This is a genomic window from Kribbella sp. NPDC023855 (assembly GCF_040639475.1).
Taxonomy (GTDB): Bacteria; Actinomycetota; Actinomycetes; order Propionibacteriales; family Kribbellaceae; genus Kribbella.
Window position 1 is genome coordinate 132,466 of sequence record NZ_JBFAAA010000009.1, and the last position, 15,017, is coordinate 147,482.

A 15,017-nucleotide genomic window follows, 5' to 3' on the forward strand; every position below is an offset into this window, starting at 1 on the left:
GACCGCCCCCACTCACAAACCGCCTCCGCAACCCTGGACACAGCCCACCCACGCCCGGCCTCGCCTGACCTGGCGAGGTTTGTGAGTGGTGGCGGTCCGGGGCTACTTGGCGGGGAGTTGGCCGTCCCAGACGGCCTTGGCGCCGGAGTCGCCGGTGCGGATGGTCTGGTAGATGACCAGGATGCCGATCACCACGATCGCCGCGCTGGTGACCAGTTCCAGCGGTCGGCTTTTGGTTGCCTTGGCGCCCTTTCCGCTGGCGAGTGCGGTCGGGCCGCCGAGCAGCAGGAAGGCCGCCACCGCGAGGACCGCGAAGGCCAGCACGAACCAGAACAGCAGGTTGCCGCGATCCTGGTGCGTCTTTACCAGTGGCTGCAGTTGCGGGACTGCGGCAACAAACGCCTCGCCGCTCTCCTTCGCCACGTACGCCACGACGACCGCCCCGAGCCCGAGCAGCAGGGTCGGCCAGCGCAGCAGCCAGCGCCACTTCGGCAGCAGCGCGTGGGCTATCGCGACCAGCGCGGCGACCGGTAGCACCAGCACCGCCAGGTGGATGACCAGCACGTGGAGCGGAAGATCCCCGAAGCGCTCGAACATGTCGCCTCCAGCAGTCGTTGGGTTCTGACATTAGCTGCACGTTCAACCAACCCGGACGGTTCACTTTCAGCCGAGACCCATCCGCAATCTTCCGGCCGCGCAGGTTAGCCTTCCGGCATGCCCTCGCACACGGACGACTTGCGGCTCGCCCACATCCTGGCGGACGATGCCGACTCCACCACGATGGACCGCTACAAGGCGCTCGACCTGCACGTCGCGACCAAGCCCGACCTCACCCCGGTGAGCGAGTCCGACCGCAAGGTCGAGGACGTGATGCGCAAGACGCTGGCCCGGGCCCGGCCGCGGGACGCGTTCGTCGGCGAGGAGGACGGCACCACCGGCTGGGGCGTGCGCCGCTGGGTGGTCGACCCGATCGACGGCACCAAGAACTACATCCGTGGCGTCCCGGTCTGGGCCACCCTGATCAGCCTGATGATCGAGGACCAGGTCGTCGTCGGCGTGGTCTCCGCGCCGGCGCTCGGCCGGCGCTGGTGGGCGTCGTACGGCGACGGCGCGTGGACCGGTCGCGCGCTGATGTCCGCCCAGCCGTGCCGGGTCAGCGACGTCGCGTCGCTCGAGGACGCATCGCTGTCGTACTCCTCGCTGAAGGGCTGGGAGAAACTCGGCAAGAAGGACCAGTTCGCCGACCTGATGGAGTCGGTCTGGCGGACCCGCGCGTACGGCGACTTCTGGTCGTACATGCTGGTCGCCGAGGGCGCGGTCGACATCGCCGCCGAGCCAGAGCTCAACCTGTACGACATGGCCGCGCTGGCGATCATCGTCGACGAGGCGGGCGGCAAGTTCACCTCCCTCGACGGAGTCCCCGGCCCGAACGGCGCCAACGCCGTCGCCACCAACGGCCGGCTGCACCCCGAGGTTCTCGAACGCCTGCAGCGCTGAGCTTCAGGCCCTCACGGGCTGATCGGTCTCGTGGCGCTGCAGGCGCCACACCGAGGGCACGAGCAGAACCGCGATCACGACCACGACGTGCACGCCCGCGCCGTACAGCTCGACTGCCTTCGCGCTGGTCACCGCGGCCAGGTAGCCGACCGACAGCTGCCCGATCGGCCCGGCGACGAACGAGCCGAGCATGTCGTACGACGAAACCCGCGACAGCTTGTCGAGCGGGATGTGCTGACCGAGCGCCGTCTCCCAGCCGATCCCGAACAGCTCGAACCCGAGCCCCACCACGAACGCCACCCCCGCGACCACGGCCGTGTACGGCGCCAGCGCGAGGCACACGTACATCGGCACGATCGACAACATGCCGAACATCCCGATCCGGACCGGGTACCGCGGCTTCAGCCGGATCATCACGATGCCGCCGGCGATCAGCCCGGCGCCGAAACACGCGCTCACCGCACCCCAGCCGACCCGGCCGAAGGTGTCGTCGGCGATCACCGGTCCGAGCGTCGAGTAGCACGCCGTGAAGACCATGTTCAGCACCAGGAACCCGGCCACCACCGTCCAGACCCACTGCCGGGAAACGAACTCGGTCCAGCCGACCCGCAGGTCGTGCAGCATCGAACTGGCCGCCCGCTCGATCGGCGGCACGGTCAGCAGCGACAGCAGCAGCGCGCCCAGGCCGAACGTCGCCGCGTCGACGGCCAGCCCGATCCCCGGGCTGGTCAGGCCGACGATCACGCCGGCCACGGCGCCGCCGCCGATCAGCGCGATCGACCGGGCGAAGCCGGACACCGCGTTCGCCTGGGGCAGCTCGGACCGGTCCAGGATCGACGGCAGGATGCCGACCATGGCCGGCATGACGAACGCCGCCGCGATGCCGTTGGCCGCCTCGATCACGGCCAGCTGCCAGATCTCGGCGTCCCCCGACAGCACCAGCACGGCCGCCAGTGTCTGGGTCAGGGCACAGACCGAGTTCGCCACGATCAGCACGAGTTTGCGCGGCAACCGGTCGGAGATGACTCCGCCGACGAGCAGGAAGACGATGTTCGGGATGCTCCGGGAGGCCAGCACGATGCCGACGGCGCTGGCCGCGTCGGACACGTCCAGGACCGCGAAAACGAGCGCGATCGGGGCGATCGAGGACCCCAGCGTCGAGATGAACCGGGCACTGACGAAGATCCGGACGTCGCGGTGCCGCAGTACGGCGAGGTCCTCCCGCCAGCTCATCCGGCCACCGGGTGTGACGAGTTCGGGCCGCCGCTCCGGCGGGCGGGACAGGCTATGGTCACCATGCGCATTCTGTCAGACCTGCCGTTCACTGGTTTCATTCGCTACCCTTGGGTATTGGGCTCCGCACGACCACCAGGAGGCTCCGTGAAGATCAACGACGTACTGCGCGGCAAAGGCAATCAAGTCGTCACCATCTCCCCAGAGGCCACCGTCACCGAGCTCCTGGCGCTGCTCGCCGAGCACAACATCGGCGCGGTCGTGGTCAGCCCGGACGGCCGTGAGGTCGCCGGCATCGTCTCCGAGCGCGACGTGGTCCGGCTGCTGAACGGTACGCCGGACGCGGGCCAGGTGCGGGTCAGCGCGATCATGACCGAGCAGGTGCACACCTGCGGGCCGGACGACCTGATCGACAACCTGATGCGGCTGATGACGGACCGCCGGATCCGGCACGTCCCGGTCGTCGTGGACGGCGCCCTGACCGGCATCGTCAGCATCGGCGACGTCGTCAAGACCCGAATCGGCGAGCTCGAGTTCGAACGCGAACAACTCTCCAACTACATCTCCGGCTGACTCCCCGGAGGTTTGCTCCCCCGGCGGTCTAGATTCCGCCCATGAAGCCGACCCCACCCCACCAGCCCCCGAAGCGCAAGAATCTGGCGGTTGCCGGGCTGGTGATCACCGGGGTGGGGGTCCTCGGTCTGGGCCTGATCGGCTTCGTGGCCAGCACCCGCAGCGAACCCGACCGGGACGCGTCCGGCCAGGTGACCAGCAAGCAGACCACGCGTCCCGAGAAGCTTCGCGTCGGCGACTGCGTGACGGAACTCAGGGAGGGCGAGGTCAAGGACATCGGGGTCCAGCCGTGCGACCAGCCCAACGGCGGCAAGGTGTTCGCGGTCTTCGAGCTACCGGCCGGCGCGTGGCCCGGCCTCGCGACGGTCCAGGCCGCCGCCGAGAAGGGCTGCACCGACCGCTTCAAGGCCGCCAAACTCAAGGCAGACAAGCCCTCAGACGTCTTCTTCCTGCACCCGGTCGAGGACGGCTGGACCCACGGCGACCGCGGCACCACCTGCCTGATCGCCCCGAAGTAGACCAACCCGAACAAAGTGACGGGCCCGGTACGGCGTACCGGGCCCGTCGCCTTTCACTGGATCAGTACCGGGTCACCGCGGCGTAGGCATCGGCGATGCCGTGGCCGTAGAAGCCGTTGAATTCCCGGCCGCCCTCACAGAGCGCGTTGAACTCCTCCGAGCGTCCTTCGTTCAGATAGGTCTGCAGCCGCGGGGTCGGGCAGGCCCGGCTCTGCGCGCTGTCCAGCAGGATCTTCCGCACCTTGTCCGGAGCCATTCCGAACGAGTGGTGCGACCCCTTCTTCCCGTACTCGCTGACGATCAGCGCGGCCACGCCGGCCACGTGCGGCGACGCCATCGACGTCCCCTGCAGCCAGTTGTAGTAGCCACACTGCGTGTAGTCCGTGACACCGGCAGGACACTGCTTCTGTACGCCGGCCGTCACGCCGGCCGGGGTGATCGCACCAGCCGCGTCGACCAGACCGTCGACCTGCAGCCTGTTCACCGGATAGGTGGACAGGATCAGGTTCTCGTTGGTCCGGTAGTTCGGCGTACCGAAGTAGTCGCGGAACCAGCCGCCCGGTGCCGACACGTCGATCTGCTCGAGGCCGTAGTTGGAGTAGTCCGCCTTCTTGCCCGACGGGCCGAGGGCGGAAACGCCGATCACGTGCGGGCCTTCGACCGGCAGGTCGATACAGGTCGCGTTGTCGATCGGCCGCGGGTACGGCGGAACGTCGCCGAAGTCCGGGCTGCTCGTGTCGGTCCGCGGCTTGCCGAGATCCTCGTGGTTGTTCCCGAGCGACCCGACCAGCGTGACGCCCTTGTCGTGCGCGTAGTTCAGCGCCCGCTTCATGGTGGCGATGATGGTGCGCTGCTCGGCCTGCGCCTCCGGGCTGTCGGCCGGGTTGTTCAGGCAGTTGTACAGCCACGGGTCGACGTAGAAGGACATGTTCACCACGTCCAGCCCGGCGTCACCTGCGTAGGTGAGCGCGTCGGAGACCGGACCGAGGAAGAGGAAGCCGCTGTCCTGACCGCCCCGGATCTCGACCAGCGACACGTTCGGCGCGACACCGGACAGACCGAAGCCGTTGAGCGCGGCGCCGACGGTACCGGCCACGTGCGTCCCGTGCCCGCTGTCGTCCCAGCCGACCGGGTCCACACAGCCCCTGAACTCACACGGGCCGTCGACCTCCGGCAGGTCGGGAGCGAAGTTGCGGGACAGCTTCCAGTCGAAGTTCGGCGCGATGTCGGGGTTGCGCGCATCGATCCCGGAGTCGAGGATGCCGACCTTGACCGCCCGCTTGCCCGGCTGCACTTCGTGCGACAGGTCCGCCCGGACCATCTTCAGGCCCCAGAGCTTGGCGTCGAGCGGATCGGCCGTGCTGCCCGCGGTGGCCTTCGCGGTCCGCGTACCCTTGCCCTTGGCAACAGCGGTGAGGTGCTCCTTCTCGACCACGCCGGAACGGGCCTTCGGCAACTTCCCGATCGGGCGGCTGCGCGCCGCACCCTGGACGGCCGGCGACGCGGCCACCCGGCTGACGAACCCGGACGCGGCGGCGCGCACCGTCATCGTGCCGAGGTTCGTGTTCTCCTTCACCACGACCCCTCCGGCTGCCTTGACGGCGGCCAGCGCCTGAGCGTGGTCGGCCCCCGCTTCCAGCAGGACCAGGTACTCCGTGGTGCCCCCAGCAACCGCTTTCGTACCGGCACCGGCGGTGGCCGGGACTGCCAGTGCGCCGACCAGCAGCGCGAACGCGCCGGTGGCCGCGCACAACGATCTACGGACGTCTCTCACGAGTGGATCCCCTCCCTGAAGTGAGTCTGACGGGCACACGGTAAAGCCGCGCGGGCAGGTCCACCAGGGTTCAGCGCAAGTCCGTCGTTGTCAGGATCAACAAGCAAACGACTGAACCGGATCATTCCGGTCAGTTCGTTGCCAGCGCGCGGTCAGTGTCCGCGGTCAGGGTCGCGGTCAGGTCCGGGCGAGGGCGATCAGGAAGATCAGCAGGAAGCTCGAGGCGACCAGCACGCCGAGGCCGAGCAGGATGGTGCCGATGATTCCGGTGACCTGGCCGGCGATCGCCATCCCCCGGTTGCTGTACACGCCGGGCGCATCGTCGATCTCGCCCAGCGCCTGCTGCGCCTTCCACCAGGCGATCGGCGAGATCACCACGAACATCGTGAACAGCCCGACCAGTCCCAGCACCATGGCCAGGGTCGCGTTGGAGTTGTCGCGCAGTACGCCGTACGCCGGTTGCGGGTACCCGTAGCCGGGCTGCAGCGGGTACTGCGTGGGCGCGGGGCCCGGCTGGTCCTGCGGCCGCTCGGCGTACTGCGGAACGCTGTCCTGGGGTCGCCGCTCGTCGAACGACATGCGTACTGCTCCTCTGCTCAGGGCCGGAGGTACCACCGCCGACCCCGAGCAGGATGCCAGAAGCTCAGCTCAGCTCGGTGATGTCGGCGATGCCCAGCCCGGCGAGCTGGGAGCGAACGTCCTTCGCCTCCCCTACGACGACCACCAGCAGCCCGTTGGTTCCGACGTACCGGCGGTAGGCCTCGGTGGCCGACTCGGCGGTGGTCGCGGCGATCTGGGCGAGGTAGGTGTCGGCGAAGTCGAGCGGTACGCCGACGGCGATGTTGCTGCCGACCTGCTGGGCGATGGAGTCGGCCTGCTCGTAGCGCAGCGGCGCGGTGCGGATCAGGCTGTCCTGCGCCTCCTGGACCTCACGGTCGGTCAGGCCGTCCCGGGCTTCGCGCAGAATCTTGAGCGCGTCACCGATCGCGGCGCCGGTGACCTCGGTCCGGACGGCGCCGCCCAACGTGAACGTGCCGCCCTTGCGCGGAGCGTTGAAGCTCGAGCGGGTGCCGTAGGTGTAGCCCTTCTCCTCGCGCAGCACGGTGTCGACGCGTGAGGTGATGGTGCCGCCGACGACGTGGTTGGCGACCGCGGCCGCGCCCCAGATGTCCTCCCGGCGGTCGGGGCCCGGGCAGCCGATCAGCAGCTGGCTCTGCACCGAACCGGGCCGGTCGACGAGCACCAGCCGGTCACCCGTGAGGTAGAGCGGCTCAGGCGTGTCGATCGCGGTCCCGGCGTCCGAGGTCCAGTCACCGAACGCGTCGTCGATGATCGCGGCCACGTCGACCCCGGTGGCATCGCCGGCGAACAGGATCTGGGCGCGCGCGGGACCGATGTTGGCGCGATAGAACTCGGCCACCTGGACGTTGGTCAGCGGCCGGATCGTGTCCGGCGTACCGGCGGTCGGGCGGGATCGGCGGGTCGACGCGTCGAACAGGTGGGCGGCGAAGGCCTCGCGGGCGCGGTAGCCGGCGTTCGCGCGCTCCTGGTTGATCTCACCGAGCCGGATCGTCACGTGCCGCCCGACGTCGGCCTGGTTGAAGGCCGGCCGGGTGACCGCCTCGGCCAGCAGCTTGACGGCCGGCGCCAGCTGCGAGGTCGGCACCGAGATCTCCACGTGCAACGCGTCCGAACTGACATCCACCCCGTACGCCGCGCCGTGCCGCTCCAGCGCCGCCGCGAACTCGTTGGCCGACTTGAGCTCGGTGCCCTCGTCGAGAGTGCGCGACATGATCGTCGCGATCCCTTCCAGCTCCCGCGGCTCGATGGCCAGTGGCATGGCGACCGTGACGCGCACCGTGGCGACGTACTGGCCGGGGCGGTCGAACACGTGCACCGGCGTACCGGAGCGGGTCGTCGTACTGGTTGCGAGCGGGAACCGCCACGGGCGCGGCGGGGCCACCGGTGGCGGGGTGGTCAAGGCCTGGCTGCTCATTCCTGCTCCCCTGCTGCATCGCCGGCCGGCTGGTCCCCGGTCGCGGATTCGGTCTGGCGTCGGTAGGTCACCTGGGCGCGGCCACCGGCGCGGATCCACTGGCTCGCGACGGCCTGCACCTGCTCGGCGGTGACGGCGCGCAGGTCGTCGATCCTGGTGTTGATCCGGTTCGGGTCACCGAACAGCAGCGCGTGGTGCGAGATCTCGTCGGCCCGGCCGCCGCAGGTGGCGAGCTGCTCGAGCCAGTCCCGCTCGGCCTGCGCCTGCACGGTCGCCAGCTCGTCGGCGGTGATACCGCCCTCGGCGAGCTTCTCGACCTCTTCCAGCAGTGCGTCCTCGACCTGCTGCAGCTCGACGCCGTCGGAGGCGATCCCGGTCAGCGTGCCGAACGAGACGCCACCGATCAGCGGCAGGGCGCCGCCCGACACCGACTGCGCGATCTGCTCGTCACGGACCAGCCGGCGGTTGAGCCGCCCGCTCTGGCCACCGGCCAGCACGTCGAGCGCAAGCGCCGCGGCGTCCAGCTCCGGCGTACCGTCCACGGGAAGCCGGAACATCATCGTGATCAGGTCCGACGGGACGTCCGCGACGACGTCGTCGCGGAACACGCCCTCCAGCGGGCCGACCGTGCCGTCGGGCGCGGGTGGCGGCGTGGGGATGGCCTGCAGGTGGCCGAAGTACCGCTTGACCGCGTCGAACGCGTCCTCCTCGGCGACGTCGCCGACGATGGTCAGGACGGCGTTGTTCGGGCCGTAGTACTTGCGGAAGAAGGCGTGCACGTCCTCGACCGCGGCCGCGTCCAGGTCGGCCATCGAGCCGATCGTCATGTGCGCGTACGGGTGGCCCTCGGGGAAGAGCAGCCGGACCAGCCGCTCGTACGAGTCGCCGTACGGCCGGTTGTCGTAGCTCTGCCGCTTCTCCTCCTTCACCACGTCGCGCTGGTTGTCCAGGTTCTCCTGGTTGACCGCGTCCAGCAGGAAGCCCATCCGGTCCGCCTCGAGCCACAGCGCGAGGTCGAGCCCGCCGCTGGGCAGCGACTCGAAGTAGTTGGTCCGGTCGAAGAAGGTGCTCGCGTTGAGGCTCGCGCCGACACTCTCCAGCAGCGAGAAGTGCTGCCCCGACTCCACGTTGCGCGAGCCCTGGAACATCAGGTGCTCGAAGAGGTGGGCGAACCCGGTCAGCCCCGGTGGCTCGTGCCGCGACCCCACGTCGTACCAGAGGTTCACCGACACGATCGGCACGTTCCGGTCGGAACTGACGACGACCCGCAGACCGTTGTCCAGCGTCTGCTCAGCAAGCGGATAGTTCAGCGGCATACGGACCACCCTACGTGCCATCCTGAAGCGATGCGGATCCTGTTCGTCGGCAACAGCTTCACTGCGCGGAACAACCTGCCGGGGCTGATCGCGGGCCTCGCCGCCGCGCGCGGCATCACCGTCGAGCACCGGCTGATCTCCGCCGGTGGGGCCTCACTGCGGCAGCACCTGAACGCCGGGAAGGCCCTCGCCGAGATTGCCTCGGGCAACTATGACACCGTCGTACTGCAGGAACAGAGCACGCTGCCGGGGAAGAACCCGGCCCGGATGCACGACAACATCCGCGACTTCCACACCGCGATCAGCGAGGCGGGCGCGCAGACCGCGCTGTACATGACCTGGTCCCGCAAGGGCGCTCCTCAGGAACCGCTGACCACCGCCTACGCGACCATCGCCGCGGAGTTGGGCGCCACGCTCGTGCCCGCGGGACTGATCTGGCAGCACTTCCAGACGGCACACCCGGAGTTGTCTCTGCACGCGCCCGACAACTCCCATCCCGCCCTCGCCGGCAGCTACCTGACGGCGTGCGTCTTTCTGATCGCTCTGCTCCACGAAGACCCCACCGCGGTGGACCTCCCGGTCAAAGGCCTCGACGAGGAAACGGCCGCGCTCCTGCGTCACTCTGCGTGGGCCATCTGCGAAGCGCTCGCAGGTTAGGCCGACACGCGTTTAGTTATTTGAACGCTCAACGGGGCCTTCGTCCCTGGTCCAACCGGCCCGGCATTACTTAGCGTTACCGCCAGATGGGTGCACCGGAGGGGTGTGCACCCACGCCACGGAAGGTCGCTTCATGTCCCAGCACGGCAAACTCACTCGGCAAGCGGTCCTGGCAACGGGAATCGCAGCCACGGCCGCCCTCGTGCTCGCCGGAATAGCCCACGCCGACAACATCACGGACGAGATCGACGGCGGGGCCAGCTTGACCTTGGTGGCCGGCGACGCAAGCTCGGTCGGTCAGACCACCGTGCAGGTCGTCGCCAACGCCAATGACGGCACCATCGGCTGCAACATCAACAGCGGCGAGTCGCTCACCATCAGCTTGGTCACGCCGGCTGGCGTGACCGCTACTCCGGCATCGCTCACCTTCACCGACTGCGAAGCAATGCCGGTCAGCTTCAAGGCCGCCGCCGGCGCAGTTGGCGGGACCGTCACGGCGACGATCACGGGGAACGCCACCGGCGGTCCCAACTCCGACTTCAAGAACAACGTCGCGATCCCGATCACCATCCAGCAGCAGCCCGTGGTGGTCTCGCACGCGCCGGTCGCCGGGATCCTTCCCGCCGACGCCAACGGGGCCGAGGGTTCAGCCCTGTCTACCCACGGGTCGTTCACCGACGAAGACGTCAACGACACGCTGGCCATCACCAAGGTGAGCGGCCTCGGAACCGTCACGGACAACGGAAACGGCACTTGGTCGTGGTCGCACACCACCACCGACGACGCGGCCGGAACGGTCGTCGTCCAGGTCACCGACGGCACGCACGCAGCGGTCACCGAGACCTTCGACTGGACCGCTTCCAACGTCGCACCGTCCATCGGCCAGGTCACCAGCAGCAGGCTCGGCGCCTGTGAGGTCTCGGTGAACGCGCCGTTCACCGACCCGGGCTCGGCCGACACCCACAGCACGGTCATCAACTGGGGCGACGGCAACAGCAGCACCTTCGACCCGGCGACCTCACCGTCGACCGGCAGCCACACCTTCGCCGCGAACGGCAACTACACGATCGGCGTGACCGTGACCGATGACGACGCCGGGAGCGACACCGCTGCCGCCGCCGCGAGCTTCGCCACCAAGAACACCCCGAGCGCGCTCATGCAGCCGATCAACGCCACGGGTACCAAGAGCGTCTTCAAGCTCGGCAGCACCATCCCGGTCAAGATCATCGTCACGGGGTGCGACGGCAACGCCGTCGCGACGCTGACTCCGGCCGTTGCGCTGTCCAAGGTCGACGCCGTGGCGGACGCGGTCGTCAACGAGCCGGCAATCGAGACCGTCTCCACCAACGGCCTGGCGATGCGCTGGTCGGACCCGCAGTACATCTACAACCTGTCCACCAAGCTCAGCCAGCACACCGGCGCCGCACTCACCGCCGGAACGTACCGGGTGACCGTGTCGGACAGCAGCTTCACCGGGCCGGTCTCGGCCCTGTTCGACCTGCGGAAGTAGCAAGAACGCAGTCAAGTAGCTGATCGTGAGGGCGGCTGGAGGGATGCCGCCCTCACGATGCGTCGTCGCTCAACAGGTCGATGGCCGCCTTACGGTCCTTGACCCGGAGCTTGCGCAGTACCGACGAGATGTGGACCCGGACCGTGGTGGGCGACAGGAACAGCTCCCGGGCCACCTCGTCGGTGCTCTGCCCGGTGGCCAGCAGTTCCATCACCTCCCACTCGCGGGAGGTGAGCTTGGCCGCCACCTTCGGCCGGCGACCGAACCGCGGCCCGCTGGTGGCCCGGAATTCGTCGAGGATCCGCGCCACCAGGGAGCGCGGGATCGCCGCCTCGCCGGACAGCACCGCCCGCAACGCCAGCGGCAGCCGGACCGGATCGGTGTCCTTCAGCAGGTACCCCGCGGCGCCGGCCCGCAGTGAGTCGAACAGGTCGTTGTCGTCGCGGGAGATGGTCAGCATCACCACTGACACCTTCGGCATCGACTGCCCGATCTCGGCCGCCGCCTTGATGCCGTTGCCCGGCATGTGCACGTCCAGCAGCACCACTTCCGGGTTGTGTTCCTGGACCAGTCGCACAGCCTCCGGCCCGGTCGCGGCTTCGGCGCAGACCTCGAAGCCGCCCGCCTCCAGCGCGGCGCGGATCCGGCCGCGCAACTGCGGATGGTCGTCCGCGATCACCACCCGGTTCGGCTCAGGGCTCACCATCTGACCTCCACTCTCGTGCCACCGGCCGGGCTCGAATCGATCTCGAAGCTGCCGGGCAGAGCCTCCGCCCTCTCCCGCATGCCGATCAGGCCGAAGCCCGCCTGGTCCGCGGTCCGGTTCCCAGGCTCGAATCCGGTTCCGTCGTCGATCACCTGCAGGAACTGGCCGTTCTCATCCTGGCCGAGAACGACACTGATCCGCTCTGCCCGCCCGTGCCGTACTGCGTTCAGCACGGCCTCCCGTGCGATCCGCACCAGCCCATGCCGCTGCGCGGAGTCAGCCGGAATCGAGGCATCCAGCTCCAGCGCCAGTACGACGCCGTACCGCTCCGCGATCTGCTCCACGGCCCGTTCCAGCGCATTGGCCAGTGGCTCGTCGTCAGTCCGCCCCAGTGCGGTGAGCATCTGTCTAGCCTCGTCCAGTGCTCGCTCGCTGGCTCCGACGATCCGGTTGACCCGAGCCTCGTCGACAGCAGTGAACGCAGCCAGCTCGGAGCGGATGTAGCCCAGCTCCTGTAGTACGCCATCGTGCATCTCCCGAGCGAGTCTCCGCCGGTCCTCAGCCACTGCCGCGTCGGCCTGCGCGGCCCAGTACCGGCTGATCTCCCGGCCGGCACCGATCAGGAGCAACAGGTAGCACCCGGTTCGCAGTACGTCGCCGCTGTAGAGCCAGTCCGGGCCGCTCGGCGGGAAGATCAGGTAGTTGGCCCTTGCCATCGCACCCAGGGCGCACGCCGGCCCGAGCCACCGCAGCAGTACGTCGTCCCGGTTGCGCGCCTGAATCGTGAACGCCACGGCCGCTGCCGCGAAGGCGGTCAAGGTGAGGATCTGCGTGGCCAGCAGCACCGGGTGGTCATTGCTTCCCGTCAGCATGCCGATGCCAAGATCGAGCTCACCCGCCTGCGGCAGGCGATCGCGCTGCCAGAGCAGCACCGCCACGGTCACCAGCACCACGACAACCGGGAGAGCCGGCGCCCAACGCTGCAGCGCCGGGCCCACCGATCGCCGCGGCAACAGCGCGGCAGCAGCAATCAGCAAGGTGCCGATCACCCGCAAGGGCGGCGGCAGCCACAGCCCGAGCGCACCTGCCCAGTCCGAGCGGGCCAACGTCAGAACCAGTCCGGCGTTGGCCACACCCAGGAGGGCCAGCCCCAGCAGCAACAGCAGGTCCTGACGGCTGCGGCTGCGCCTGAACCGCCCGTAGACCAGGTACGACAGCAGTACTGCGACGCAAGCGTCGATCGTCTCCAGCACCAGGTGCGACGCGGGGCTGCGGTACTGCAGCATCCGCTCGCCCACCGCTATGAGGGCGACGGTGATGACCACACCGAGCACGACGACAAGCACCGTGGCAGCGGCTGGACCGCCCCTGACCCCCGGCCGCTGTGGTGTCGCGGCATTGCTCATGGTCACCGACCGTACGCCCTCTGCACCGGTCCTGGCACCTTGGCGACGCCGTACTACCCCTTGATGGCACCGCCCAGCGCGAAGGCGCCGCCAAGCTTCCTGCTCAGCAGCAGGTAGAGCAGCAGCACGGGGAAGGTGTAGATGAGCGAATACGCCGCCAGCTGGCCGTAGTTCGGTTCGCCGTACTGGCCGAAGAAGGTGAAGATGCTCACCGAGGCCGGCAGCCGTTCCGGGGACAGCAGCAGCATGAACGGGACGAAGAAGTTGCCCCACATCCCGATGAAGGTGAAGATCAGCACGACCGCGATCCCCGGCCACATCAGTGGCAGCACGATCCGGTAGAGCGCCTGCATGCTGCCCGCGCCGTCCACCCAGGCCGCTTCCTCCAGCGAGATCGGTACGCCGTCCATGAACGTCTTGGTCAGCCAGATCGCGAACGGCAGCGACGAGGTCGCCATGAACATGATCGTGCCGCCGAGGGTGTCGACCAGATTCAGCTGGACGAACAAGCCGTAGACCGGCACCATCACCGCGGTGATCGGCAGACCGGTGCAGAACAGCACGGTCAGCAGGAACGGCCGGTTGAACTTGGTCTTGAACCTCGACAGCGGATAGGCCGCCAGCACCGAGCAGATCATCGTCAGCAGCGCGGCCCCGCCACACAGCACGATCCCGTTCAGCACCGGCCGGTACGTCGTATCGGTGTTCAGCACCGCCCGGAAGTTGTCGAACGTCGGACTGGTCGGCAACTCGACCCGCAACCCCGCCGTCCGGTTGACCGAGGCGAACAACACCCACAGCAACGGCAACACGAACAGAATCCCGATCCCGAGCAGAACCAGGTTCGCGGTCAGCTTGCTGATCCGGTCGCGGGCAATCATGCTGCCTCCGAGTTGAGTCCGCGTAGGTAGACCAGCGAGAAGACGGCGCCGATCGCGAGCATCACCAGGGCGATCGCGGTGCCGTAGCCGATCTGGGAGAAGCTGAACGCCTGCTCGTACATGTACAGCGGCAGCGTCTGGCTCTTGGTGCCGGGCCCACCGCGCGTCATCGCGTAGATCAGGCCGAACACGCTCAGCGTCTGCAGCGTGATCAGCATCAGGTTGGTCATGATCGCGCGGCTGATCATCGGCAGCGTGACGAAGATCAGCTTGCGCGGACCGTGCGCGCCGTCCATCTCGGCCGACTCCTCGATCTCCTTCGGTACTTCGCTCAGCGCGGCCGAGTAGACCAGCATCGAGAACGCCGTACCGCGCCAGATGTTCGCGATCGACACCGCGATGATCGGTGCCGCGTACAGCCAGTCCTGGCCGGGCAGGCCGACCTTGTGCAGGATCACGTTCAGCGTGCCGTCGTCGTTGAAGAATGCGCTGAGCAGGTACGCCGCCACCACCTCGGGCAGCACCCACGCGCCGATCACGGCGGTCCCGACGAAGTTGCGGACGAACTTGGTGGAGCGGCGCATCAGCAGCGCCAGACCGAGCCCGAGGGTGTTCTGCCCGATGATCGCGGAGATCAGCGTGAACACCAGGGTCAGCCAGATCGAGTTGGTGAAAGCACTGCTGCCGAAGGCCTTGCGGAAGTTGTCCAGCCCGACGAACTGCACGTTCGCCGCTCCGGTACCGGTCAGCGCCATGTTCGTGAACGCGGCGTAGACGCAGTACAGGATCGGGCCGGCCAGGAAGATCACCATCAAGGTGATCGCCGGGGCCAGCGGCAACATCTTCACGACCTTGGCGCCGCGCGGTGCCCCGTTCCGGGCGGCGCGACGGCCGGCCGGAACGGGTACGACGGGAGCAGATGTCGTCACAGGGAAGTCCCTTCGAGGCTC

General features: G+C 68.5%; 15 protein-coding genes. 5 read left to right on the forward strand and 10 right to left on the reverse strand.

Annotated elements, in window-relative coordinates; all coding sequences use genetic code 11:
- Nucleotides 1–102: 102 nt before the first annotated feature.
- A complete protein-coding gene (locus AB0F51_RS27845; RefSeq protein WP_360284644.1) occupies nucleotides 103–597 on the reverse strand; it encodes a DUF2231 domain-containing protein in 495 nt (164 codons plus the stop codon).
- Nucleotides 598–714: 117 nt separating this feature from the next.
- On the opposite strand from AB0F51_RS27845, the gene hisN reads away from it, so the two are divergent.
- Entirely contained in the window at nucleotides 715–1,497 is a 783-nt protein-coding gene (gene hisN, locus AB0F51_RS27850) for a histidinol-phosphatase (protein WP_360284645.1), read from the forward strand.
- A 3-nt stretch (nucleotides 1,498–1,500) separates the two neighbouring features.
- Here hisN and AB0F51_RS27855 read toward each other — a convergent pair whose 3' ends face one another.
- The gene (locus AB0F51_RS27855) at nucleotides 1,501–2,730 is read right to left on the reverse strand and encodes an MFS transporter (protein ID WP_360284646.1); all 1,230 of its coding nucleotides are present in this window, start codon (nucleotides 2,728–2,730) and stop codon (nucleotides 1,501–1,503) included.
- Nucleotides 2,731–2,877: 147 nt separating this feature from the next.
- Here AB0F51_RS27855 and AB0F51_RS27860 point away from each other — a divergent pair, with 147 nt between their 5' ends.
- Both AB0F51_RS27860 and AB0F51_RS27865 read left to right on the forward strand, forming a co-directional pair.
- The gene (locus tag AB0F51_RS27860; RefSeq protein ID WP_360284647.1) at nucleotides 2,878–3,303 is read left to right on the forward strand and encodes a CBS domain-containing protein; all 426 of its coding nucleotides are present in this window, start codon (nucleotides 2,878–2,880) and stop codon (nucleotides 3,301–3,303) included.
- 41 nt (nucleotides 3,304–3,344) lie between these two features.
- Complete coding sequence (locus AB0F51_RS27865) at nucleotides 3,345–3,821, forward strand: hypothetical protein (RefSeq protein ID WP_360284649.1); 477 nt, start codon at nucleotides 3,345–3,347, stop codon at nucleotides 3,819–3,821.
- A gap of 61 nt (nucleotides 3,822–3,882) precedes the next feature.
- Here the strand turns inward: AB0F51_RS27865 and AB0F51_RS27870 are convergent, their stop codons facing one another.
- From AB0F51_RS27870 to AB0F51_RS27885, 4 genes are all read right to left on the reverse strand, one after another.
- Complete coding sequence (locus AB0F51_RS27870) at nucleotides 3,883–5,595, reverse strand: S8 family serine peptidase (protein WP_360284650.1); 1,713 nt, start codon at nucleotides 5,593–5,595, stop codon at nucleotides 3,883–3,885.
- A gap of 177 nt (nucleotides 5,596–5,772) precedes the next feature.
- On the reverse strand, nucleotides 5,773–6,174 hold the full coding sequence (locus AB0F51_RS27875; RefSeq protein WP_360284651.1) for a DUF4190 domain-containing protein: 402 nt from the start codon (nucleotides 6,172–6,174) through the stop codon (nucleotides 5,773–5,775).
- Between the two features lie 64 nt (nucleotides 6,175–6,238).
- Nucleotides 6,239–7,591, reverse strand: coding sequence for a pitrilysin family protein (locus AB0F51_RS27880; protein ID WP_360284652.1), 1,353 nt, complete (start codon nucleotides 7,589–7,591; stop codon nucleotides 6,239–6,241).
- Nucleotides 7,588–8,907 carry a pitrilysin family protein gene (locus AB0F51_RS27885; RefSeq protein ID WP_360284653.1) on the reverse strand — a complete coding sequence of 440 codons (1,320 nt, stop codon included), beginning with the start codon at nucleotides 8,905–8,907 and terminating at the stop codon, nucleotides 7,588–7,590. Before AB0F51_RS27885 ends, AB0F51_RS27880 begins: the two co-directional genes overlap by 4 nt.
- 30 nt (nucleotides 8,908–8,937) lie before the next feature.
- Here AB0F51_RS27885 and AB0F51_RS27890 point away from each other — a divergent pair, with 30 nt between their 5' ends.
- Nucleotides 8,938–9,564 carry a hypothetical protein gene (locus AB0F51_RS27890; protein WP_360284654.1) on the forward strand — a complete coding sequence of 209 codons (627 nt, stop codon included), beginning with the start codon at nucleotides 8,938–8,940 and terminating at the stop codon, nucleotides 9,562–9,564.
- A gap of 133 nt (nucleotides 9,565–9,697) precedes the next feature.
- A complete protein-coding gene (locus AB0F51_RS27895) occupies nucleotides 9,698–11,074 on the forward strand; it encodes a PxKF domain-containing protein (protein ID WP_360284656.1) in 1,377 nt (458 codons plus the stop codon).
- A gap of 52 nt (nucleotides 11,075–11,126) precedes the next feature.
- Here AB0F51_RS27895 and AB0F51_RS27900 read toward each other — a convergent pair whose 3' ends face one another.
- The 4 genes from AB0F51_RS27900 to AB0F51_RS27915 are packed head-to-tail and all read right to left on the reverse strand — an operon-like array spanning nucleotide 11,127 to nucleotide 14,996.
- Nucleotides 11,127–11,780, reverse strand: coding sequence for a response regulator transcription factor (locus AB0F51_RS27900; RefSeq protein WP_360284657.1), 654 nt, complete (start codon nucleotides 11,778–11,780; stop codon nucleotides 11,127–11,129).
- Nucleotides 11,774–13,186 (reverse strand): ATP-binding protein, encoded by a 1,413-nt coding sequence (locus AB0F51_RS27905; protein ID WP_360284658.1) that lies wholly within the window; start codon nucleotides 13,184–13,186, stop codon nucleotides 11,774–11,776. The genes AB0F51_RS27900 and AB0F51_RS27905 overlap by 7 nt, the downstream gene beginning before the upstream one ends.
- 53 nt (nucleotides 13,187–13,239) lie before the next feature.
- Nucleotides 13,240–14,067, reverse strand: a complete 828-nt coding sequence (locus AB0F51_RS27910) for a carbohydrate ABC transporter permease (protein ID WP_360284660.1) — start codon at nucleotides 14,065–14,067, stop codon at nucleotides 13,240–13,242.
- Nucleotides 14,064–14,996: a sugar ABC transporter permease gene (locus AB0F51_RS27915; protein WP_360284662.1), complete on the reverse strand. Its 933-nt coding sequence runs from the start codon at nucleotides 14,994–14,996 to the stop codon at nucleotides 14,064–14,066. The genes AB0F51_RS27910 and AB0F51_RS27915 overlap by 4 nt, the downstream gene beginning before the upstream one ends.
- Nucleotides 14,997–15,017: the final 21 nt, after the last annotated feature.